We start from the raw sequence: 22,421 nt of genomic DNA on the forward strand, positions 1-22,421 counted from the left end.
CTCGACTCGTGGTGACCGTTCCCGTCGTCGCGTTCGTCGGCGGGATGACCGGGGTCCGGGTATCGGGGGGCGAGCGCGGGGCATCAGCCCATGCTCCGCCGTTGATCTGACACCATTCCCCGGGGGCCCCGTCCGGCGGATGGACGGAGCTCGGCCAGACTTGCGACCAGGGGACGGATGGGACCGCGCAGTGCGGGGCTACGAGAGCCAGGAGCGAGAGCCGGCGGCTGACGTCGACCACCTCTCTCGGTTCGAAGCCGAGATGAAGCGGCTGAAGACCGAGCGGGAAAAGGCGATCCAGCACGCCGAGGACCTCGGCTACCAGGTCGAGGTGCTGCGCGCCAAGCTGCACGAGGCGCGGCGCACCATCATGTCCCGGCCCGCCTACGACGGCGGCGACCTCGGCTACCAGGCCGAGCAGATGCTGCGCAACGCGCAGATGCAGGCCGAACAGCTCCGCGCGGACGCCGAGCGGGAGCTGAGCCAGGCGCGGGCGCAGACCCAGCGGATCCTCCAGGAGCACGCGGAGCAGGCGGCGCGGCTCCAGGCGGAGCTGCACCAGGAGGCAGTGACACGGCGCCAGCAGCTCGACCGGGAACTGGCCGAGCGCCGGCAGACCGTCGAGTCGCACGTCAACGAGAACGTGGCGTGGGCGGAGCAGTTGCGCGCCCGCACCGAGCAGCAGGCCCGCCGGCTGCTGGAGGAGTCCCGCGCGGAGACCGAGCAGGCCATGGCCGCCGCCCGCGCGGAGGCCGAGCGGCTGACCTCCGAGGCCCGCCAGCGGCTGCGGAGCGAGGCCGAGTCGGCCCGCGCGGAGGCCGAGCAGATCCTGCGCCGGGCCCGCGCGGACGCCGAGCGGCTGCTCAGCGCCGCCTCCACGCAGGCGCAGGAGGCCACCGACCACGCCGAGCAGCTGCGGACGTCGACCGCCAGCGAGTCGGAGTCCGCGCGCCGTCAGGCGCAGGAGCTCAGCAGGTCCGCCGAGCAGCGCATGGCGGAGGCGGAGAGCGCGCTGCGCGAGGCGCGCGCCGAGGCGGAGAAGGTGATCGCCGAGGCGAAGGAGGCCGCGTCCAAGGCCATCGCCTCCGCCGAGTCCGCCAACGAGACCCGCACCCGCACCGCCAAGGAGCAGGTCGCCCGGTTGGTCCAGGAGGCCACGAAGGAGGCCGAGCAGACCAGGGCCGAGGCGGAGCAGCTGGTCGCCGACGCCCGCGCGGAGGCCGAGAAGGTCGTCACCGAGGCCGTCGAGAAGGCCCGCGCGCGCACCGCGGAGGAGTCCGCGACGCAGCTGTCCAAGGCGGCCAGGACCGCCGAGGACGTCCTCAACAAGGCGTCGGAGGAGGCGAAGCGGACCACCAGGGCCGCCGCCGAGGAGGCCGAGCGGATCCGCACCGAGGCCGAGGCCGAGGCGGACCGGCTGCGCGCCGAGGCGCACGACATCGCCGAGCAGCTCAAGGGCGCGGCGAAGGACGACACCAAGGAGTACCGCGCCAAGACGGTCGGGCTGCAGGAGGAGGCCCGCCGGCTGCGCGGCGAGGCCGAGCAGCTGCGCGCCGACGCGGTCGCCGAGGGCGAGAGGATCCGCGCGGAGGCCCGCAAGGAGGCCGTGGCGCAGATCGAGGAGGCGGCGAAGTCCGCCGAGGAGCTGCTCGCCAAGGCGAAGGCCGACGCGGACGAACTGCGCTCCACCGCGCAGACGGACAGCGAGAAGGTCCGCACCGAGGCCATCGAGCGCGCCACGACGCTGCGCCGGCAGGCCGAGGAGACGCTGGAGCGCACCCGCAAGGAGGCCGAGCGGCACCGCGCGGAGGCCGTCGAGCAGGCCGACGCGCTCCGGGAGGACGCCGAGCGGGCCGCGCGCGAGCTGCGCGAGGAGACCGAACGCAGCGTCGAGGCGCGGCGCGCGGAGGCCACCGAGGAACTGGCGCGGCTGCGCACGGAGGCCGCCGAGCGCCTGGCAGCCGCCGAGCAGGCGCTGAGCGACGCGCGCGAGGAGGCCGCCCGGATCCGCCGGGAGGCGTCCGAGGAGACCGAGCGGCTGCGCACCGAGGCCGCCGAGCGGATCCGTACGCTCCGGCAGCAGGCGGAGGCGGAGGCCGAGCGGCTGCGCGACGAGGCGGCCGCCGATGCGTCCACGGCCCGCGCGGAGGGCGAGTCGGTGGCCGTACGGCTGCGGTCGGAGGCCGCGGCCGAGGCGGAGCGGCTGAAGTCGGAGGCGCAGGAGAGCGCCGACCGGATGCGGGCGGAGGCACAGGGGGCCGCCGAGCGGATCGCCGCGGAGGCGTCGGAGACGCTGGCCGCCGCGCAGGAGGAGGCGGCCCGGCGCCGCCGGGAGGCCGAGGAGCTGCTCGGCGCGGCCCGGCAGGAGGCCGGCCAGGAGCGCGAGCGGGCCCGCGAGCAGAGCGAGGAACTGCTGGCCTCGGCGCGCACCCGCGTGGAGGAGGCGCAGGCCGAGGCCGTGCGCCTGGTCGAGGAGGCCGACCGGCGCGCCACCGAGATGGTGTCGGCCGCCGAGCAGCACGCGACGCAGGTGCGGGAATCCGTCGCGGGGCTGCACGAGCAGGCCCAGGAGGAGATCGCCGGGCTGCGCAGCGCGGCCGAGCACGCGGCGGAGCGCACCCGGCACGAGGCCGAGCAGGAGGCGGACCGGGTCCGCGCCGACGCCTACGCGGAGCGGGAGCGGGCGAGCGAGGACGCGGGACGGCTGCGGCGCGAGGCGCGGACGGAGACGGAGGCCGCCAAGGCGCTGGCCGAGCACACCGTGTCCGAGGCGATCGCCGAGGCCGAGCGGATCCGCTCGGACGTCTCCGAACACGCCCAGCGGGTGCGCACGGAGGCGTCGGACACCATCGCCGAGGCCGAGCAGGCCGCGGCGCGGACCAGGGCGGACGCCCGTGAGGACGCCAACCGGATCCGTTCGGACGCGGCGACGCAGGCGGACACGCTCATCACCGAGGCGCGCAACGAGGCGGAGCGGCTCACCACCGAGACCCTCACGGACACCGACCGGCTGCGCACGGAGACCGTCGCCGAGGCGGAGCGGGTGCGCTCGGAGTCGGTCGCCACGGCGGAGAAGCTGATCGCGGACGCCACCGGCGACGCGGAGCGGCTGCGGGCCGAGGCCGCCCGGGCGGTGGGGGCGGCGCAGCAGCACGCGGAGCGGGTCCGCGACGAGGCCGAGCACGTCAGGACCGACGCCTCGGCGGAGGCCGAGCGGCTGGTGTCGGCGGCGCGCGAGGAGGCCGAGCGGACCCTGGACGAGGCCCGCAAGGAGGCCAACAAGCGGCGCTCCGAAGCGGCCGAGCAGGTCGACACGCTCATCACGGAGACCACCGCCGAGGCGGACAAGCTGCTCACCGAGGCGCAGCAGCAGGCGCTGAAGACGACGGCGGACGCGGAGGCGCAGGCGGACACGATGGTCGGCGTGGCCCGCAGCGAGGCCGAGCGGATCGTCTCCGACGCGACCGTCGAGGGCAACTCCAGGGTGGAGAAGGCCCGTACGGACGCGGACGAGCTGCTGGTCGGCGCGCGCCGGGACGCGACCCAGATCAGGGCGCGCGCGGAGGAGCTGCGCGACCGCCTCACCAGCGAGATCGAGGAGCTGCACGAGCGGGCCCGCCGCGAGGCGGCGGAGACCATGAAGTCCACGGGCGACCGCTGCGACGCGCTCATCAAGGCCGCCGAGGAGCAGCTCGCCAAGGCGGAGGCGAAGGCCAAGGAGATCGTGTCCGAGGCCAACTCCGAGGCGGGCAAGGTGCGTATCGCCGCCGTGAAGAAGGCCGAGGGTCTGCTCAAGGAGGCGGAGCAGAAGAAGGCCACGCTCGTCAAGGAGGCCGAGGAGCTGAAGGCCGAGGCGGTCCGGGAGGCACGGCGCACGGTCGAGGAGGGCAAGCGCGAGCTGGAGGTGCTGGTGCGGCGCCGCGAGGACATCAACACCGAGATCTCCCGGGTGCAGGACGTGCTGGAGGCGCTGGAGTCCTTCGAGGCCCCCGCGGGCGGCAAGGACAACGGGGTCAAGGCGGGTGCCTCGGCGGGTGCCACCCGCCCGGGCGGCAAATCATCGGAAAGCTAGCAAAGCGGACTAAATCCCCCGCGTTCGAGGAGCTTTTACCAAGGGTTTGGCAAGCCCTGGGACACTCAGCCACTCAAAAGGGGTGTCATTCTCCGTATCAAACGTGCATCCGCTCGATGACACAGCGCTTCGACCCCTAGGATTCCACCTATCACCTCACCGGTCTCATTCGACAGGAACCCCATGAGCGACACTTCCCCCTACGGCTTCGAGCTTGTGCGGCGTGGGTACGACCGCGCTCAGGTGGACGAACGTATCTCCAAGCTCGTCTCCGACCGTGACAGCGCTCTCGCCCGCATCACCGCTCTGGAAAAGCGCATCGAGGAGCTCCACCTCGAGACGCAGAACGCCCAGGCCCAGGTCAGCGACGCCGAGCCGTCCTACGCCGGTCTCGGCGCGCGCGTGGAGAAGATCCTGCGCCTCGCCGAGGAAGAGGCGAAGGAGCTGCGCGAGGAGGCGCGGCGCGCGGCGGAGCAGCACCGCGAACTCGCCGAGTCGGCCGCCCAGCAGGTGCGCAACGACGCCGAGTCGTACGCCGCCGAGCGCAAGGCCAAGGCCGAGGACGAGGGCGTCCGGATCGTCGAGAAGGCCCAGGGCGAAGCCTCCCAGATGCGCTCCGAGGCGCAGAAGGACGCGCAGTCCAAGCGCGAGGAGGCGGACGCCCTCTTCGAGGAGACCCGCGCCAAGGCCGCGCAGGCCGCCGCCGACTTCGAGACGAACCTCGCCAAGCGCCGCGAGCAGTCCGAGCGCGACCTCGCCTCCCGTCAGGCCAAGGCCGAGAAGCGCCTCGCCGAGATCGAGCACCGCGCGGAGCAGCTGCGCCTGGAGGCCGAGAAGCTGCGCACCGACGCCGAGCGCCGCGCCCGCCAGACGGTGGAGACCGCGCAGCGCCAGGCCGAGGACATCGTGGCCGACGCCAACGCCAAGGCCGACCGGATCCGTTCGGAATCCGAGCGCGAGCTCGCGGCGCTGACCAACCGCCGCGACTCCATCAACGCCCAGCTGACGAACGTCCGCGAGATGCTGGCGACGCTCACGGGCGCCGCGGTGGCCGCGACCGGCACGTCGGCCACCGACGACGAGCCGATCTCCCGCGGGGTGCCGGCCCAGCAGTCCCGGTAACGTCCGGCCGAACGGCGACCGAACATCGGCGAAGCCCTCTGCCACTGAGGTGGCAGAGGGCTTTGTCCCGTTTTAGCGTGGCCTCATGATCGAGCTCGAGGGGCTGACCAAGCGGTACGGCGAGAAGGTGGCGGTCGACCGCCTCACCTTCACCGTCAGACCGGGCATCGTCACGGGTTTCCTCGGTCCCAACGGCGCGGGCAAGTCGACCACCATGCGGATGATCCTGGGCCTGGACCGGCCCACCGCCGGGGACGTGCGGATCGACGGCACCCACTACGACCGGCTCAAGGACCCGCTGACGTCCATCGGCGCCCTGCTGGAGGCCAAGGGCGTGCACCCGGGCCGCAGCGCCTACCACCACCTGCTGTGCCTCGCCCAGAGCAACGGCATCCCGCGGCGGCGGGTGCACGAGGTGCTGGACGCGGTCGGGCTGACGGCCGTGGCGCGCAAGAAGGCCAAGGGGTTCTCGCTCGGCATGGGCCAGCGGCTCGGCATCGCCGCCGCCCTCCTCGGCGACCCGCGGATCCTGATGTTCGACGAGCCGGTGAACGGCCTCGACCCCGAGGGCATCCACTGGATCCGCACCCTGATGAAGTCGCTCGCCGCCCAGGGCCGCACGGTCTTCGTCTCCTCCCACCTGATGAGCGAGATGGCGCTGACCGCCGACCACCTCGTCGTCATCGGCCAGGGCCGGCTGCTCGCCGACACCTCCATGGCCGAGTTCATCGAGCGCAACTCCCACTCCTTCGTCCGGGTGCGCAGCCCGCAGCGCGAGCGGCTCCTCGACGTGCTGCACCGGGCCGGGATCACCGCCGTGGAGAGCGGCAACGGGGCGCTGGAGGTGGACGGTTCCAAGGCCGAGTACATCGGGGAGCTGGCGGCCCGGCACCAGCTGGTGCTGCACGAGCTGAGCCCGCAACAGGCCTCCCTGGAGGAGGCGTTCATGCGGTTGACCGCGGAGTCGGTGGAGTACCACGCCCACTCCGGCACGCCCGCGCCCCCGCAGCAGTGGGGCGACGGCCGGGAGAGGGGCCGAGCATGACGGCAGCACGGGTCGTACGGTCCGAGTGGACCAAGATCCGGTCGGTGGCGTCCACGGTGTGGACGCTCTCCCTGGCGGTGGTCGTCACCATCGCGCTCGGCATGCTGATCTCCGCGCTCTCGAGGAACGAGTTCGAGGGGATGAGCGCGCGGGACCGGCTCTCCTTCGACCCGACGTTCATCAGCTTCGCCGGGATGAGCCTCGGCCAGCTCGCCATGATCGTGTTCGGGGTGCTGGTGGTGTCGACCGAGTACAGCACCGGCATGATCCGCGCCTCGCTCGCGGCCGTACCGCAGCGCGGCACCTTCCTCTTCGGGAAGCTGGCGGTGGCCACCGCGCTCGCCCTCGTCGTCTCCATGGCGACGAGCTTCGCCGCCTTCTTCCTGGGCCAGGCGATGCTCGGCGAGCACAAGGCGTCGATCGGGGACGCCGGGGTGCTGCGGGCGGTCCTCGGCGGCGGCCTCTACATGACGCTGATCGCGCTGTTCTCGATGGGCGTCGCCACGATGCTGCGCTCACCGATGCTGTCGCTGGGCATCCTGATGCCGTTCTTCTTCCTGATCTCCAACATCCTCGGCAACGTCGACGCCACCGAGAAGGCCGGCCGGTTCCTGCCCGACCAGGCGGGCAGCAGGATCATGCAGGTGGTCCCGCGCCTCGACGACGAGACGCCGTACGGGCCCTGGGGCGGCCTCGGCATCATGGCGCTCTGGGTGCTGGCCGCGCTCGCCGGCGGCTACGCGTCGCTGAAACGGCGTGACGCGCAGTGAGCGAGCGACCGCCCGGGACCGGTTTCCACCTCGCCTCGAGCGGAACCGTCAGCACCTGGATATCCTCCTAACCCTTACGGGGGCGTGTGCCCCGCTGTCCTGAACCTTTCGATGGGTGCGGAGCATGATCGAGGCAGTCGGCCTGACCAAGCAGTACGGCGACAAGACCGCCGTGTACAACCTCTCCTTTCAGGTGCGACCCGGTGCCGTCACGGGGTTCCTGGGTCCCAACGGCTCGGGCAAGTCGACGACGATGCGCATGATCCTCGGTCTGGACAACCCCACCGCGGGGCAGGTCACGATCGGCGGCTATCCGTACCGCAGGCTGCCCAACGCCCCTCGTCAGGTCGGCGCCCTGCTGGACGCCAAGGCGGTGCACGGCGGCCGGTCCGCCCGCAACCACCTGCTGTCCCTGGCGCAGTTGTCGGGCATCCCGGCCCGGCGCGTGGACGAGGTGCTCGGTGTGGTGGGCCTGCACGAGGTGGCGCGCAGGCGGTCGAAGGGGTTCTCGCTCGGCATGGGCCAGCGCCTCGGCATCGCCGCCGCGCTGCTCGGCGACCCCCAGGTGCTGCTGTTCGACGAGCCCGTCAACGGCCTCGACCCCGAGGGCATCCTCTGGGTGCGCAACCTGATGAAGTCGCTCGCCGCGGAGGGCCGTACGGTCTTCGTCTCCTCCCACCTGATGAGCGAGATGGCGCTGACCGCCGACCACCTCATCGTCATCGGGCGCGGACAGCTGCTCGCCGACATGAGCGTGAAGGACTTCATCTCGGCCAACTCCGCCGACTTCGCGCGGGTGCGCACCCCCGACGCCGAACCGCAGCAGCGCGAGAAGCTGTCCGCGGCGATCACCGAGGCCGGCGGGCACGTCCTGCCCGAGCAGAACGGCGCGCTGCGGGTGACGGGACTGCCGCTGCCGCGCATCAGTGACATCGCCCACGACGCCGGCGTACGGCTGTGGGAGCTGTCGCCGCACCAGGCCTCGCTGGAGGAGGCGTACATGCGGATGACGCAGGGCGCCGTCGACTACCGCTCGACCACCGACCAGAAGGAAGGGCTCCAGCAGCCGCTGCCGCCCGGTGTGCAGCCGTCGCTGCCGGTGCCGGGCCAGGGCCAGCCCGGCTGGTACGCCCCGCCGCCGCCCCGGCCCGGCGGGCAGCCCTTCGCAGTACCTCCGGCCGCGCCCCTCCACGCTCCCGCGGGTCCCTACGCCACTCCGGGCGCCCCCGCCGCCAACCCCTACGCGCAGCCCGCCCCGCCCGCCGCGCCCCCGACCGCTCCCGCCGCCGACCTGACCAAGCCCGAGGACGCCCGATGAGCACGCCCCCGCCCCCGATGCCGGGGACCGCCGCACCCGACTGGCAGGCGGCGCCCGGCTCCCCCCACCCCCACTACACCTCGCCGATCCCCGTGGTGCGCACGCACCTGGGGCACGCGATCACCTCCGAGTGGACGAAGATCAGGTCCGTGCGCTCCACGATGTGGACGCTGGGCGTGTTCGTGCTGCTCGTCGTCGGCATCGGCCTGCTGACCGGCCTGGTGGTGGCCGGCTCCGACCCCGGCACGGGGGGCGAGAGCCCGCTCTCCCTCGGCTTCTTCGGACTGCTGCTGGGCGCCATGTGCGTCATCACGCTGGGCGTGCTGACCACCGCGTCGGAGTACGGCACCGGCATGATCCGCACCACGACGGTCGCCTGCCCCACACGCGGACGGGTGCTCGCGGCGAAGGCCCTGGTGTTCTTCCTGATCGCCTTCGTGGTCACCCTGGTGTGCGCCACCCTCGTCGGCTTCCTGCACGTGGCGCTGCTCGAGGGGCACGACGTCAAGGAGCCGACGGGCGAGGAGTGGCTGAAGGGCACGGTCGGCGTCTCGCTCTACCTGGCGCTGCTCGGCACGCTGGCGCTGGCCGTCGGGTCCGTCATCCGGCACTCGGCGGGCGCCATCACCATCATGATCGGCGCCGTGCTCGCCCCGCTGGTGATCGCGCTGTTCATGTTCTCGTCCTCGCTCCGGGACGTCCAGCAGGCGCTGTTCGAGTACTCCATCCCGAACCAGATGAGCATCTTCTACGCCAACTCCCTGTCGCAGTCCGGCCCGTCCGGCTGGGACCCGCTGTGGATCATGCTGGTCGCCACGGCGGCCGCGCTCGGGGGCGCCTTCACCCTGCTGGAGAAGCGGGACGTGTAGCGGCCGTTCAGAACTTCGGCGCGTTCCGGGACCGCTGCACCCGTGTGGTGCGGCGGTCCTTGGCGTTCCAGCAGGCCTTGTGCCAGTGCCGGCGCTCGTCGACGCCCGAGTGCGCGGGCCAGGCCACCACGTGCGGCACGCCGTCCGGGATCAGCTGGTCGCAGCCGGGGCACCGGTAGGCCTTGCCCTGCGCGCTGGAGCCCGCCACGTGGCGTACGCTCCACTCCTCGCCCCGCCAGCTCTCCGTGGAGTGCCAGCCGCCGTAGCGGCCGGACCGGTCGTCCTCGGCGCTCCGGCCGGACGAACCGGCTCCCTTGGGTCGGTTTCGACGCGGGGACACAGAACACCTCTCGGGGATTCACCGGATGCGGGGGCGGCGTCCAGCCTACGCGGGAGGAGCCGGGGCAGACATACGGCACCGATCGCCACGCGTTCCCGCCGCGGTGCCGCGGCACCCCTGCCGAGCCGCGCATTCTGCAGACAATCCGCAAAGTCCCTCGTCCTGCCGTGTCCTCGGCAGGTGTCGGGCGGTTATGCCCTGCGGGGGAGCTCCGCGTCGGGGCCAAGGAAGCAGGAAAGTGATGCGCGTCGGAAGTTTCGTGTTGGCCGCCCGGTTCCCCGGGCAGGGCGAGGGTGAGGCACTGCACCGCGCGGTCCGCTCGGCCGAGGTCGCCGAGGAGGCCGGACTCGACACCGCCTGGCTGGCCGAGCACCATTTCGTGCCGTACGGCACCTGTCCGTCGGCCATCACCCTGGCGGCCCTCCTGCTCGGCCGCACCCGCCGCCTGAGGGTCGGTACGGCGGTCAGCGTGCTGTCCACCGTCCACCCGGTGGCCCTCGGCGAACAGGCCGCGCTGCTGCACATCACGAGCGGCGGACGGTTCACCCTGGGACTCGGGCGCGGCGGCCCGTGGGTCGATCTGGAGGTGTTCGGCTCCGGACTGGAGGCGTACGAGAAGGGGTTCCCGGAATCACTCGATCTGCTGGTGCGCTGGCTGCGTGAACCGTCCGTCGCGGCCGGCGGCGAGCGTTTCCGCTTCCGCGAGGTGCCCGTCGTCCCCCGCCCGTCGGAGGCGCTGACCGAGACCGGGGGCCCGGAGGTGGTGGTCGCCTGCACCTCCCCGTCGAGCGTGCGGCTGGCCGCCGAGCGCGGACTGCCGATGCTGCTCGGGATGCACATCGGGGACGAGGAGAAGGCCGAGATGGTCGCCCTGTGGGGGCGGCACGCGCGCGCGTGCGGGCGGCAGGGCCCGGAGGTCCACCGCGCGGCCCATGTCTCGGCCGGCGTCTGCCAGATCGCCGACCGGCGCACGGACGCGGCGGAGACCCTGCTGAAGGCGATGCCGGGCTGGCTGAAGCAGGGGCTCGAGGCCCATGTCACGGTGGACGGGCGGCAGCGGCGGATGCGCGATCCGCTGGCGTACACCGAACTGCTCTGCGGGCTGCACCCGGTGGGGCCCCCGCGGCTGTGCGCCGACCGGCTCGCCGCGACCAGCGAGCGGACCGGCATCTCCCGGTTCGCCCTGCTGGTCGAGGGTTCCGGCGACCTGGCGGCCACCGAGGAGAACGTACGGCGGCTCGGGGGCGAGGTGCTCCCCCAACTCGCCTGAGCGAGCCGGGTTCACGGAAGGCTTGCCGCCCCGGTACAGACCGTACTTCCCGCGTACGGAGCGGCAAGCGATGAGGCGCGTCAGCAGTCGCGCAGTTCCGGCGACTGGTTCAGCAGCTGATTGCGCACCGAGGTGAAGCGGGCCAGCGTCTCGTCGACCGAGGAGTCAAGCGGGAACACGGCCACCCGGTGGCAGTTCTGGAAGGCCAGCCGAACACCGAAGTGCCGTTGCAGCGCGCCGCGTATCGCGTCACTCGCGAGCGCACGCAGCAGTTGACCGCGCGCGTGCTCGTCCGGCGGGGGCGTCTGGTTGTCGGCGAAGGCTCCGCCGTCCACCTTCAGCTGGGCCACCAGGGAGCTGATCATCTCCCACGCGTAGGGCAGGGAGGTCCGGACGCAGTCGACGAATTCAGCTTCGTCGACCTCGCCTCGCTCGGCCTGTTCGAGTAGGGCCGGTGAGACGTCGAGCGACATGGGTTCTCCTCTCGCACCCCCAACGAGCAGGGGTTGCCTGACAGATGAGGGAGGGCGCGATATCGGACACACTGCGTACCCAGTTCGCGACCTCCCGTTCAATACCGTAAGCAACGGACCGTAACGGCACCACCAGAACGGCCGGATACGGGACTCCCCGTGGGCCGGTAATCGGCCATCCCCCGAACACGCGTTTTCCAGGAGATTCAGGACGCGCCCCGTGGGGCTCAGGGGGCTGCCGTGAGGGCGGATCGCGTCCACCCCGTCCGGTCGAGTAGCGTTGCCGACCATGCGTCTCGTCATTGCCCGCTGCTCCGTGGACTACGCCGGGCGGCTCACCGCGCACCTGCCGTCGGCACCCCGTCTGATCCTGATCAAGGCGGACGGCAGCGTCTCGATCCACGCCGACGACCGGGCCTACAAGCCCCTGAACTGGATGTCGCCGCCCTGCACTCTGAAGGAGGGCACCGGCGAGGAAGAGGGCGTCTGGACCGTCGTCAACAAGGGGGGCGAGAAGCTCATCATCACGATGGAGGAGATCCTCCACGACTCCTCGCACGAACTGGGCGTCGATCCCGGCCTGATCAAGGACGGCGTGGAAGCGCACCTCCAGGAACTGCTCGCCGACCGCATCGAGACCCTCGGCGAGGGCTACACCCTCATCCGCCGCGAGTACATGACCGCGATCGGTCCCGTCGACATCCTGTGCCGGGACGCCGAGGGGCGGACCGTCGCGGTGGAGATCAAGCGGCGCGGCGAGATCGACGGCGTGGAACAGCTCACGCGCTATCTGGAGCTGCTGAACCGCGATCCCCATCTCGCCCCGGTGCGCGGTGTGTTCGCCGCGCAGGAGATCAAGCCGCAGGCCCGGGTCCTCGCGACCGACCGGGGCATCGGCTGCCAGGTCCTCGACTACAACGCGCTGCGCGGCATCGAGGACGACAAGCTGCGTCTGTTCTGATCCGGGCGTGACGGACGTGAGGGCCGGGTTCCGTCGGGAACCCGGCCCTCACGCGTGTCCGCCGGCTCAGATCACCGTTTCCGGGCTGCCGGGCGTGCCGGCCCCGCTGCTCTGCGGGGCGCTCGCCGAACTGCTCGTCTCTGCGGGGGCGGAGGAGGTGGGGCCGCTGGCGTTGTCGCTCGTGGACGGCTCCTCCGTCGGCGTGGTGCCGGTCTCGCTCCCGGTGGGCTCCGGGTCCGGGTCCGGTTCGGTCTCGGTCGGCTCCGACTCGGACGGCTCGGGAGACTCCGACGGCTTGCCGGACGTCGAGGGCTTCGCGGGCGGCTTGCCGGACGTCGACGGCTTCGCCGGGTCCGAGGGCTCGTCCGGCTTCGCCGTACCGCTCTTGCGCTCCGACGGCTCGTCCGACGCGGTGGCCGTCGGCGTCGGGTCGTCGGCGGTGCCCAGGGTGCCGTCCGGCCCCGGGTCGGTCGGCCGGCTGGTGGCCTCGCCGGTGTCGCCGCCGCTCTCCTCGTCCGCCCGCTCGGCGCCGAGGCTGCCGTCGTCGGCGCCCTGGCTCGCGGACGGGTTCACGCCGACGCTGTCGGACGGGGTGCCGGCGTCGTTCTCCGACGTGGCGCCGAGGGTGACCACGGTGCCCAGCACGGCGACGAGCAGCGCGCCCGCGCCGGCCGCCACCAGATTGCGGCGGGCCACGCCCTTGAGGCCGCCGGTCTTCAGCGCGCCGGCCCTCCCGGCGGCGCCCGTCCGGGAGCGGGAGGGCGGCGGCACGGCGCGGTTGAGGACCAGCGGGGTGTCGGCGGGCGGCTGGAGCTCCGGGAACGCGGTCGGCGCCCCGCGCGGCGGCGGGGCCGGCTCCTCGGGGTACGCCTCGGGCAGTTCCTCGCCCGCCGGGGGCGTGAGCGTCAGCGGAGTGCCCGAGCGGTCGGCGACCAGGGCCAGCGCCCGGCGGCCGGCGACGGTGCCGCGCCTGTCGGCGAGGGCGCCGCGCAGCGCGATGGAGGCCTCCAGTTCGGCGCGCGAGCGGTCGAGCTGGCCGGCGCACAGGGCGTGGACGCCGAGTTCGTGGTGGAAGTAGGCCTGTTCCGCCACGTCACCGGCGAGCCGGGCGGCCTCCGAGCCGGACCGCAGCGCCCGTTCCCAGGCGCTCCAGTGCAGGCCCGCGGCGAACGCGGGCGCCGCGGCACGGGCCAGCCGTACGGCCGTGTCGGTCTCGTCCCCGGTGGTGGTGGCCGCGAGCGGCGACAGCACGGTGAGGGCGGCGAGCACCGCGTCGGCCTCGGCGCACACCCGCTCGGGGGTGACCGAGGGGTGCCCGGTCCACCAGGCGTAGTGCCGGGCGGCGGCGCGGGCCTGCGCCTCGGCCTCGTCGGCGTACCCGGCGGCCTCCAGCTGGGCCGGGACCCCGGCGGCGAGCCGGTAGCGGGAACCGGCCGGGGAGACCAGCCCGCAGGCGACCAGCTCGCCGAGCGCGGCGTCGGCGTGGGTGTCGCCCACCAGGGCGGGCAGATGGGCCTGGTGGGGCACCTCGCCGCCGAGCGCGACGGCGAACCGCAGGGTGGCGCGGGCGGAGGCGCTGAGCCGGGAGGCGAGCAGCGGGGCGGGGGCGGCGGCCTCGCCGAGCGAGGGCAGCGGGACCTCGTCGCCGTCGGCCGGTTCGGAGGGGGGCGCGCTGGGCCACACGTCCTCGAAGACGCCGTACTCGTCGACGGCGTCGGCGCCGGCCCGCAGCCGGTCCCGCTGCCGCAGCAGGGCGCCGGCCTGGACGAAGCGCAGCGGCAGTCCCTCGGACTCGAACCAGAGGTCGCCGGCCCAGTTCGACTCGTCCTCGGTGAGCCGGCGGCCGACGGCGTGTTCGAGCAGGTCGAGGCCGGCCGCGCGGTCGAGGTGGGTGAGGGCGACCTCCTCGATCCCGGCGTCGGCGGACGGCTCGGGCACGTCCGGGGTGACGCCGAAGAGGAAGGCGCACTCGGGGGTGGCGTCCAGCAGCTCGTCCAGGGCGGCGCCGCCGAACTCGAGGTCGTCGAGGACGACGACGGCGCCGATCCCGCGGACGCAGTCGAGGAGTTCCGCCCGGTCCGGCCGGTGCAGCGGGGCGTCGTGGACGGCGTAGAAGAGGTCGTGCAGCAGGTCGTCGGCGGTGCGGCGGTGGCCGTTCAGGCGGACGACGCCGTCGGGGGCGAGGTCCGCGCAGTCCTCGGCGACGACGCCGAGGAGCCGGGTGCGGCCGGAGCCGGCGGGGCCGGTGAGGCGTACGGAGCGGCCGCGGGCGAGCAGCCGGACCAGCTTCTCGCGCTCCTCCCGCCGGGCCAGCAGCGGCAGCGGGGGCTGCGCGGGTCCGGGCGGCACGGGCGGCCTGGCGGCCCGCTCCACCTCGGCGCGCTCGGCCTCGCCCATCTTCACCGGACGGGCGGGCCGTTCGGCCGGCGGGCAGGGTTCGATCTCGCTGCCGTCGACGGGGTTCACGGTGAGCAGGAAGTCACCGGAGACGAGCTGCACCGTGCGGGCGAGCGCGGGCGCGTGCTGTCCGAAGTCCGCGGTGAGGGACTCCCGGGCAGGGCGCTGGCGCGGCGCGGGGCCCGCGCCGGTCCCGGATCCTCCCCCGCTCCCGGCTTCGCTCGAGCGGGGGGACCCCCATGACCGGGAGGCGCCCCTCTCGTCCTGGCCGTACTCCTCGGGTCCCGGATTGTTCGGGTCCATAGGTCCTTAGCCCCCCAAAAGCGTCGTGTGCCTGCCTGAAGCCCTCCCGGCCTTGCCGCACACCGCGCGCTGTCGCTTCTGGTCCGGGCCCGCTCGAGGGTTGCGAGGCAGCGGGCAGCCGCACCCTAAACCTTCGCCCAGTATCTACGACAGCCCGGGGTGCCGCGCCGTCCCGGACGTCACAGTCTCGTGAGGATTGTGCGGACGACGCACGGTTCGCCGAGGTCCGGCCCGGGTCGTACCGGTCGCCCCTTGCGTCCCCGTACGGCCTCACACACGGGGCAGCGTGTCCACCCCGATGCCCCCCTCGATCGCCAGGATCCGGTGCAGCCGGGTGGCCACCAGCAGGCGCTGCATCTGCGGCGGGACGTCGCGCAGCACCAGTCGCCGGCCGCACCGGCCGGCCCGCCGGTGCGCTCCCATGATCACCCCGAGTCCGGTGGCGTCCCAGGAGTCCAGTTCGGACAGGTCCAGCACCAGGTCGCCGGCTCCGTCGTCGACCGCCGAGTGCAGGACCGTACGGGCGTCCGCCGCGCTGCGGACGTCGAGGCGGCCCCCGACGACCAGCTCGGCGTGGTCGCCCCTGATGTGCATATGCGCTCCCCGTGCGTGCGTCTCGTGCTCCGCGTTCGTGATGCCGGTGATGCAACCTCTGACTCCGCCGCGGCGGCCGGGGTTGCCCGCTGTAAGCGAACCGATACCGAATTCACCCCGGCGTGTGATGCGCGCCGGGGCGGGTGCGGTCTCAGTGCTCGTAGAAGCCCTGCCCGCTCTTGCGGCCGATGTCACCGGCGTCAACCATCCGGCGCATCAGCTCGGGAGCGGCGAACTTCTCGTCCTGGGACTCGGCGTAGATGTTGCCCGTGGCGTGCAGCAGGATGTCCACGCCGGTCAGGTCGGCGGTGGCCAGCGGCCCCATGGCGTGACCGAAGCCCAGCCTGCAGGCCAGGTCGATGTCCTCGGCGCTCGCCACGCCCGACTCGTACAGCTTGGCGGCCTCGACGACGAGGGCGCAGATGAGGCGGGTGGTGACAAAGCCGGCGACGTCGCGGTTGACGACGATGCAGGTCTTGCCGACCGACTCGGCGAACTCCCGCGCCCTGGCGAGGGTTTCGTCGCTGGTCTTGTAGCCGCGGACCAGCTCGCACAGCTGCATCATCGGCACCGGCGAGAAGAAGTGGGTGCCGACGACCCGCTCCGGGCGCTCCGTCACGGCCGCGATCTTGGTGATCGGGATGGCGGAGGTGTTGGAGGCGAGGACGGCGTCCTCCCGTACGAGCTTGTCGAGCGCGCGGAAGATCTCGTGCTTGACCTCGAGCTTCTCGAACACGGCCTCGACCACGACGTCCGCGTCCGCGCAGGCGTCCAGGTCGGTGGTGGTGGTGATCCGGGCGAGGGCGGCGTCGGCGTCGTGCGCCTCCAGCTTCCCCTTGGCGACGAACCTGTCGTACGACGCCCTGATGCCGTCGGTGCCGCGCGTGAGCGCCTCGTCGGTGACATCGCGCAGGACGACGTCCCAGCCCGCCTGGGCGGAGACCTGGGCGATGCCGGACCCCATGAGGCCGGCCCCGATGACGGCGAGCTTGCGTGCCACTGTACGACTCCCCTGATGCGCGCTGGCTTGTTCTCCAGGAGCGGACACTAGCGTTCACCGGGCGCCGTGTGACCGCTAAGTAACGCGCGTCACGTCTCACATGACGGACATCACACCGGAGCCGGTCAGGAGGCGCCCCGGACGGCGTACTTGAGCACCTTGGGACTCAACAGGCCCTCCATCTCGTCCAGCAGGACCAGGGTCGCGCGGGACACCTCGCCGCGGTCGCGGCCGGCGACCATGGCGCGCCCGATGGTGCCCATCACCGTCTGGTGGACCCAGTTGAGCTGACCGGCGATCAGGGCGGGCAGGGGGTCGTCGTCCGGTGCGCCGGTCTCCTCGCGCAGGGTCGCCTCCAGGTTGTCCTGGACCTCCTGCTGGATGGCCCACAGCCGGGAACGCAGGGGCGGCGCGTCCTGGATGACCCTCATGAAGCGGTCGTAGCCGTCCATCAGGCCGACCCGGGGCGAGACCGCCTCGACCTCCCCGCGCAGTTCGCGCAGCACCGCGGCGGCCGCGGACTCGCCGGTGTCCCGGCCGCGCACCCAGCGCGAGAGCCGGTCGACGACGCCCGCGCTGCGGTCGAAGAAGAGGTCCTCCTTGGTCGGGAAGTAGTTGTACACGGTGTTCACGGAGACGTCGGCGGCCTCCGCCACCTCGGCGACGGTCACCGTCACGAAGCCGTGCTCCAGGAACAGCCCGGTGGCGATGTCCGAGATCCGCTGCCTGGTCTCGCGCTTCTTCCGCTCCCTGAGCCCCTCTGCCATGCCCCTCATCGTAGGGCGGGACGAAATTCCTTGGGCTCTCTGAAATTTTGGGCTCATTGCAAAATTTAAGTGACTCTGATTTCCTGAGGCCATGGCAATCATCAGTACGGCCGGTCTCGCCCGTACCTTCCGGACGAGGAACGGCCCGGTCGAGGCAGTGCGCGGCATCGACCTCACCGTCCGCGAGGGTGAGATCCTCGGCTTCCTCGGGCCCAACGGCGCCGGCAAGACCACCACCCTGCGGATGCTCACGACCCTGCTCGCCCCCACCGGCGGCGCGGCCACCGTCGCCGGCCACGACCTGGCCGGCGATCCGGCCGGGGTGCGGCGGGCCTGCGGCTACGTGGCGCAGTCCGGCGGGGTCGACCCGCAGATCACGGTGCGGGAGGAACTCCTCACCCAGGGCCGCCTGTACCGGCTCACCCGGGCGCGGGCGGCCGAGCGCACCGCGGAACTGGCCCGCGACCTGGACCTCACCGGGCTGCTCGACCGCAAGTGCGCCGCGCTCTCCGGCGGGCAGCGGCGCCGCCTGGACATCGCGATGGCGCTCACCCACCGCCCGAAGGTGCTGTTCCTGGACGAGCCCACGACCGGCCTCGATCCCGGCAGCCGCGCCGGACTGTGGGACCTGGTGCGCCGGCTGCGCGACGAGCACGGCACCACCGTGTTCCTGACCACGCATTACCTCGACGAGGCGGACGCGCTCGCGGACCGGCTGGTCGTCGTCGACCGGGGCGTGGTCGTCGCCGAGGGCACGCCGAGCGCCCTGAAGCTCCGGTACGGCGGCTCGATCGACGCCTCGCTCCAGGAGACCTTCCTCGCCATCACCGGCCGCAGCGCCCCGCAGGCCGACGCCGCCCCCGTAGCCGTGTAGGACACCGACACCCATGCTGCTCCACGACACCGCGCTCATCTACGGGCGCTATCTCCGCCAGTCCCTGCGCTCGCGCTTCGCACTGCTCTTCGGCGTGCTGATGCCGCTGCTGTACCTCCTCTTCTTCGGCCCGCTGCTGACCGGTCTGCCACTCGGCGGCCGGGGCAGCTCCTGGCAGCTGCTGGTACCGGGGCTGCTGTTGCAACTCGGTTTGTTCGGGGCCTCGTTCGCCGGTTTCACGATCATCATCGAGAAGAACCAGGGGGTGGTCGACCGGATGCGGGTCACACCCGTGAGCCGCCTCGCCCTGCTGCTGGGCCGGGTGCTGCGGGAAGCCACCGTGTTCGTCTTCCAGGCGGTGCTGCTGGTGCTGGCGGCCCTGGTGATGGGCCTGCGGGCACCGCTGGCCGGCGTGCTGATCGGGTTCGCCTTCGTCGCCCTGCTGACCGTGTCCCTGGCCTCGCTGTCGTACGCGCTCGCCATGAGGATGGACACCCCGCAGAGTTTCGGGCCCGCGATCAACGCGCTGACCATGCCGTCGATGCTGCTGTCGGGCCTGATGCTCCCGATGAGCCTGGGCCCGGCCTGGCTGGACGTGCTCTCCCACCTGATGCCCTTCCGCTACCTGGTGGACGCGGTGCGGGACGCCTACGTCGGGGAGTACGCGAGTGCCTCCATGCTGTACGGCGTCCTGGTCGCCGTCGGCCTCGCGGCCCTCGCCCTGACGGTGGGCACACGGGTGTTCCGCACGGCCGGTGCCTGACCACCGACACGGCACTTAGGCTGGTCGCATGGTCAACCTGACGCGCATCTACACCCGGACCGGGGACAAGGGCACCACCAACCTCGGCGACATGAGCCGGGTGCCCAAGACCGATCCGCGGATCTCCGCCTACGCCGACGCCAACGAGGCGAACGCGGTGATCGGTACGGCCATCGCGCTGGGCGGCCTGGAGGACGAGGTCGTGCGGGTCCTCACCCGGGTGCAGAACGACCTGTTCGACGTGGGCGCGGACCTGTCGACGCCGGTGGTGGAGAACCCGGAGTTCCCCCCGCTGCGGGTCGAGCAGTTCTACGTCGACAAGCTGGAGGCGGACTGCGACCGCTTCAACGAGCGGCTGGACAGGCTCCGCTCGTTCATCCTGCCCGGCGGCACGCCCGGCGCGGCCCTGCTGCACCAGGCGTGCACCGTCGTACGGCGGGCCGAGCGCTCCACCTGGACCGCGCTGGAGGCGTACGGCGAGACCATGAACCCCCTGACCGCCACCTACCTCAACCGCCTCTCCGACCTCCTGTTCATCCTGGCCCGCGTGGCGAACGAGGAGACCGGCGACGTGCTGTGGGTGCCGGGCGGGGAACGCTAGGCCCCTCGGCGCACGGACCGGTACAGGCCCCACGCGGTCTGCGCGCCGCCGCAGCACATCATCACCACCCCGACCTTGGCCGGGGTGACGAGGGGGACCTCCACTCCCCCGGTGAACAGCCACAGGGCGAGGCCCACCAGGAGGGTGGCGCTCCCCTCCCACACGTTCCGCTCCGACAGGTGCCTCACCGGCCCGCCCCCTCCTTCTCCTGCCCGGAGGGGGCCGGGGCGGTGGCGGCCGGGGCCTTCTTCGGCCAGATCGCGTACGAGAGGGCGATCAGGCCGTGGAGGGCCGCCGCACGCCAGGCCGTCTCCTGCCAGCTCTCCAGGGAGGTGGTGCGGCTCGGGTCGTCGACGTACCACATGGCGATCCGGAGCAGCCCCGTCGCCACGGCCGCGGCGAGCAGCGTGCCGAGCCACACCGTGCCCTCGTACCGGGCGCGGGCCATGCCGTACCGCGGCGGGCCCGCCGGCCGGGGCGCGCCGCCCAGCCGGTGCGCGGCGTGCCCGTCGAGCCACTTCACCGTGCGGTGTCCGTGGCCCACGGTGTAGCCGATGTAGAGCGCGGCCAGTCCGTGCGTCCAGTTCGGCTCGGCGCCGTTCTTCAGGTCCAGGGCGGTGGCGACCAGCAGGACGACCTCCAGCAGCGGTTCGCACAGCAGCAGCGCCAGCCCGGTGCGCGGCATCCTCAGCAGGTAGCGGCAGGCCAGCCCGGCGGCCAGCAGCACCCAGAAGCCGATCTCACAGGCCGCGATCAGCGCGACGATCATGGTTCGCTCCTTTCGGTCACCCATTCAGGCTCCCGTCCGGAGCGGCCCGGCGCGTCGTCGCCGCCGGTGAACCCGCGGTACACCGAAAGATGCAGTCCGGGACCGTCCCCGGGGATCAGGCGCCCGGTCCGCGCGCCGTGTTGGATGGTGCCATGGCCGTACCACTGCCCCGCCCCCGCCGCTTCGACGCGTGGGTCGCGCTCGCCGGACTGCTCGGCGGGCTGCTGCTGTGGGGCATAGGGCTGGGCACCCGGCCGGCCGACGAGCCGTACGTGCTGTTCGACGGCCGCTGGCCGCTCCTGGTCCCCCTCGCCGTGGTCGCCGGCTGCGAGCTGCTGCGCCGCGCCGCCCCGCGCACCGGGCTGCTCCTCGGCACCCTCGCCCTGGTCGCGGACACCCTGACCCGGGGCAGCATCGCCACCCTCCTGATGTACACCGACCTGATGTACGCCGCCGTCCTGTACGGCCCGGCCGCCTCCGCCCGCCGCATCCCCTGGATCACCGGGCTGCTCAGCATCGCCGCGGCGCTGGTGCCGTACGCCGTGTGGCGGATGCCCGAGGCGTTGCTGATCGGCGTGGCCGTCGGCGTCGTCTCCTTCGGTCCCGCCTCCACGGGGCTGATCGTGCGCAACCACCGCGAGGCCGCCGACGCCGCCCGGCTGCGTGCCGAACAGACCGCGCTGCTGGCCGAGATGGACCGGACGCAGGCCGTGACGGCCGAACGCGCCCGGATGGCGCGCGAGCTGCACGACATGGTCGCCAACCACCTCTCCGCGATCGCCATCCACTCCACGGCCGCGCTCTCCCTGGACGACCCCGTGACGTCCAGGGAGGCACTCGGCGTGATCCGGGAGAACAGCGTCGAGGGACTGTCCGAGATGCGGCGGCTCATCGGCATCCTGCGCGACGGGGCCGACGACCTGGAACCGGCCGCGACCCCCACCCTCGACTCCCTCGCCGCCCTGGTCGAGGGAGCCCGCGCCAACGGACTGGACGTCACCCTCGACGCCCGGTACGACTCCGTCCCCGCGCCGGTCGAACTGGCCGCGTACCGGATGGTGCAGGAGTCGCTGACGAACGCGCTGAAACATGCCGCGCGGGGGGAGGTCACCGTGTGGCTGCGCCGCCTCGACGACGCCCTCGCGGTCAGCGTGAGCAGTCCGTACGACGGCCGGGACGCCCCGCGCGCACCGGGCTCGGGAGCCGGGCTCGTCGGCATGCGGGAGCGCGCCGCGCTGCTGAACGGCACGTTCGAGGCCGGAGTGGAGAGCGGTCCGGACGGCAAGCTGTGGGTGGTGCGCGCCACCCTCCCCGTCACCGACATCGCCCAAGGAGCAAGCGAATGATCCGCGTCCTGGTCGCCGAGGACCAGTCCGCCGTCCGGGCGGGACTGGTGCTCATCCTGCGCAGCGCGCCCGGCATCGAGGTCGTCGGTGAGGCGGCGGACGGCGAGCAGGCGGTGGCGCTCGCCCGTGAACTCGGCCCCGACGTGGTGCTGATGGATGTGCAGATGCCGCGGCTGGACGGGGTGTCGGCGACCCGGCGGGTGGTCGCGGAAGGGCTCGCCGATGTGCTGGTGCTGACCACCTTCGACCTCGACGAGTACGTGTTCGGGGCGCTGCGGGCCGGTGCCGCCGGGTTCCTGCTGAAGAACACGGAGGCGAAGGACCTCGTCGAGGCGGTGCGTACCGTGGCGCGCGGCGAGGGCATCGTCGCCCCGGCCGTCACCCGGCGGCTGATCGCGGAGTTCGCCGCGAAGCCCGCCCGCCCGGTGACGGCCGATCCGGCGGTGCTGGACTCCCTCACCCGGCGCGAGCGCGAGGTGCTGTCCTGCCTGGGCCAGGGGCTGTCCAACGCCGACATCGCGGTCCGCCTCGACATGGCCGAGGCCACGGTGAAGACGCACGTCAGCCGTCTGCTGGGCAAGCTGGAACTGCGCAGCCGGGTGCAAGCGGCGGTGCTGGCGCAGGAATGGGGGATCTAGCGGAGCGCGGGGGCCGCGACGAGGACAGTGGTCCAGACCTATTGACCCGTGGTCCAGACCTTTCTATTCTCGCGGCACTGCGGGTGTGATGGCTCAGTCACACCCCCACCATCCCCCAGCCGGAGGGAC

The 22,421-nt window shown here is 72.8% G+C and carries 21 protein-coding genes; 13 read left to right on the plus strand and 8 right to left on the minus strand.

Annotated elements, in window-relative coordinates; genetic code table 11:
* Window positions 1-190 precede the first annotated feature (190 nt).
* The 6 genes from scy to ACF07S_RS00205 all read left to right on the plus strand — a co-directional run bounded on the left by scy (window position 191) and on the right by ACF07S_RS00205 (window position 9,196).
* Window positions 191-4,072, plus strand: a complete 3,882-nt coding sequence (gene scy, locus ACF07S_RS00180) for a polarized growth protein Scy (RefSeq protein ID WP_391973074.1) — start codon at window positions 191-193, stop codon at window positions 4,070-4,072.
* A 183-nt stretch (window positions 4,073-4,255) separates the two neighbouring features.
* The gene (locus tag ACF07S_RS00185) at window positions 4,256-5,194 is read left to right on the plus strand and encodes a cellulose-binding protein (protein WP_391961282.1); all 939 of its coding nucleotides are present in this window, start codon (window positions 4,256-4,258) and stop codon (window positions 5,192-5,194) included.
* Between the two features lie 85 nt (window positions 5,195-5,279).
* Window positions 5,280-6,239 carry an ABC transporter ATP-binding protein gene (locus ACF07S_RS00190; protein WP_391961283.1) on the plus strand — a complete coding sequence of 320 codons (960 nt, stop codon included), beginning with the start codon at window positions 5,280-5,282 and terminating at the stop codon, window positions 6,237-6,239.
* Complete coding sequence (locus ACF07S_RS00195) at window positions 6,236-7,009, plus strand: ABC transporter permease (RefSeq protein ID WP_391961284.1); 774 nt, start codon at window positions 6,236-6,238, stop codon at window positions 7,007-7,009. The genes ACF07S_RS00190 and ACF07S_RS00195 overlap by 4 nt, the downstream gene beginning before the upstream one ends.
* A gap of 124 nt (window positions 7,010-7,133) precedes the next feature.
* Window positions 7,134-8,327 carry an ABC transporter ATP-binding protein gene (locus ACF07S_RS00200; protein WP_391973075.1) on the plus strand — a complete coding sequence of 398 codons (1,194 nt, stop codon included), beginning with the start codon at window positions 7,134-7,136 and terminating at the stop codon, window positions 8,325-8,327.
* Complete coding sequence (locus ACF07S_RS00205; RefSeq protein ID WP_391973076.1) at window positions 8,324-9,196, plus strand: ABC transporter permease; 873 nt, start codon at window positions 8,324-8,326, stop codon at window positions 9,194-9,196. The genes ACF07S_RS00200 and ACF07S_RS00205 overlap by 4 nt, the downstream gene beginning before the upstream one ends.
* Before the next feature lie 7 nt (window positions 9,197-9,203).
* Here the strand turns inward: ACF07S_RS00205 and ACF07S_RS00210 are convergent, their stop codons facing one another.
* Window positions 9,204-9,536, minus strand: a complete 333-nt coding sequence (locus tag ACF07S_RS00210; RefSeq protein ID WP_391961287.1) for an ATP/GTP-binding protein — start codon at window positions 9,534-9,536, stop codon at window positions 9,204-9,206.
* 241 nt (window positions 9,537-9,777) lie between these two features.
* On the opposite strand from ACF07S_RS00210, the gene ACF07S_RS00215 reads away from it, so the two are divergent.
* Entirely contained in the window at window positions 9,778-10,806 is a 1,029-nt protein-coding gene (locus ACF07S_RS00215; RefSeq protein ID WP_391973077.1) for an LLM class flavin-dependent oxidoreductase, read from the plus strand.
* An 80-nt stretch (window positions 10,807-10,886) separates the two neighbouring features.
* On the opposite strand, the gene ACF07S_RS00220 is transcribed toward ACF07S_RS00215, so the two are convergent.
* A complete protein-coding gene (locus ACF07S_RS00220) occupies window positions 10,887-11,279 on the minus strand; it encodes an SCO5389 family protein (RefSeq protein WP_391961289.1) in 393 nt (130 codons plus the stop codon).
* A 289-nt stretch (window positions 11,280-11,568) separates the two neighbouring features.
* On the opposite strand from ACF07S_RS00220, the gene nucS reads away from it, so the two are divergent.
* Window positions 11,569-12,240, plus strand: a complete 672-nt coding sequence (nucS, locus tag ACF07S_RS00225; protein WP_391961290.1) for an endonuclease NucS — start codon at window positions 11,569-11,571, stop codon at window positions 12,238-12,240.
* Window positions 12,241-12,306: 66 nt separating this feature from the next.
* Here the strand turns inward: nucS and ACF07S_RS00230 are convergent, their stop codons facing one another.
* The 4 genes from ACF07S_RS00230 to ACF07S_RS00245 form a co-directional block, all read right to left on the minus strand.
* On the minus strand, window positions 12,307-14,940 hold the full coding sequence (locus ACF07S_RS00230; protein ID WP_391973078.1) for an ATP-binding protein: 2,634 nt from the start codon (window positions 14,938-14,940) through the stop codon (window positions 12,307-12,309).
* A 270-nt stretch (window positions 14,941-15,210) separates the two neighbouring features.
* On the minus strand, window positions 15,211-15,534 hold the full coding sequence (locus ACF07S_RS00235; RefSeq protein ID WP_024884536.1) for an STAS domain-containing protein: 324 nt from the start codon (window positions 15,532-15,534) through the stop codon (window positions 15,211-15,213).
* A gap of 151 nt (window positions 15,535-15,685) precedes the next feature.
* Entirely contained in the window at window positions 15,686-16,534 is an 849-nt protein-coding gene (locus tag ACF07S_RS00240) for a 3-hydroxyacyl-CoA dehydrogenase family protein (protein WP_391973079.1), read from the minus strand.
* Between the two features lie 125 nt (window positions 16,535-16,659).
* Window positions 16,660-17,301, minus strand: a complete 642-nt coding sequence (locus tag ACF07S_RS00245) for a TetR/AcrR family transcriptional regulator (RefSeq protein WP_391973080.1) — start codon at window positions 17,299-17,301, stop codon at window positions 16,660-16,662.
* Between the two features lie 91 nt (window positions 17,302-17,392).
* On the opposite strand from ACF07S_RS00245, the gene ACF07S_RS00250 reads away from it, so the two are divergent.
* The 3 genes from ACF07S_RS00250 to ACF07S_RS00260 are packed head-to-tail and all read left to right on the plus strand — an operon-like array spanning window position 17,393 to window position 19,539.
* A complete protein-coding gene (locus ACF07S_RS00250; RefSeq protein ID WP_391961294.1) occupies window positions 17,393-18,175 on the plus strand; it encodes an ATP-binding cassette domain-containing protein in 783 nt (260 codons plus the stop codon).
* 13 nt (window positions 18,176-18,188) lie between these two features.
* The gene (locus ACF07S_RS00255) at window positions 18,189-18,938 is read left to right on the plus strand and encodes an ABC transporter permease (RefSeq protein ID WP_391961295.1); all 750 of its coding nucleotides are present in this window, start codon (window positions 18,189-18,191) and stop codon (window positions 18,936-18,938) included.
* A 28-nt stretch (window positions 18,939-18,966) separates the two neighbouring features.
* Window positions 18,967-19,539: a cob(I)yrinic acid a,c-diamide adenosyltransferase gene (locus tag ACF07S_RS00260; RefSeq protein WP_391961296.1), complete on the plus strand. Its 573-nt coding sequence runs from the start codon at window positions 18,967-18,969 to the stop codon at window positions 19,537-19,539.
* Here ACF07S_RS00260 and ACF07S_RS00265 read toward each other — a convergent pair.
* Together ACF07S_RS00265 and ACF07S_RS00270 are read right to left on the minus strand one after the other, a co-directional pair.
* A complete protein-coding gene (locus ACF07S_RS00265; RefSeq protein WP_391973081.1) occupies window positions 19,536-19,727 on the minus strand; it encodes a DUF5708 family protein in 192 nt (63 codons plus the stop codon). The genes ACF07S_RS00260 and ACF07S_RS00265 overlap by 4 nt on opposite strands.
* The gene (locus ACF07S_RS00270) at window positions 19,724-20,308 is read right to left on the minus strand and encodes a hypothetical protein (RefSeq protein WP_391961298.1); all 585 of its coding nucleotides are present in this window, start codon (window positions 20,306-20,308) and stop codon (window positions 19,724-19,726) included. The genes ACF07S_RS00265 and ACF07S_RS00270 overlap by 4 nt, the downstream gene beginning before the upstream one ends.
* A 152-nt stretch (window positions 20,309-20,460) precedes the next feature.
* Here ACF07S_RS00270 and ACF07S_RS00275 point away from each other — a divergent pair, with 152 nt between their 5' ends.
* Together ACF07S_RS00275 and ACF07S_RS00280 are read left to right on the plus strand one after the other, a co-directional pair.
* Window positions 20,461-21,654 (plus strand): sensor histidine kinase, encoded by a 1,194-nt coding sequence (locus ACF07S_RS00275; protein ID WP_391973082.1) that lies wholly within the window; start codon window positions 20,461-20,463, stop codon window positions 21,652-21,654.
* Entirely contained in the window at window positions 21,651-22,292 is a 642-nt protein-coding gene (locus ACF07S_RS00280) for a response regulator (RefSeq protein ID WP_391973083.1), read from the plus strand. Before ACF07S_RS00275 ends, ACF07S_RS00280 begins: the two co-directional genes overlap by 4 nt.
* Window positions 22,293-22,421: the final 129 nt, after the last annotated feature.

This window comes from Streptomyces sp. NPDC016640 (genome assembly GCF_043076215.1).
Taxonomy (GTDB): domain Bacteria; phylum Actinomycetota; class Actinomycetes; order Streptomycetales; family Streptomycetaceae; genus Streptomyces.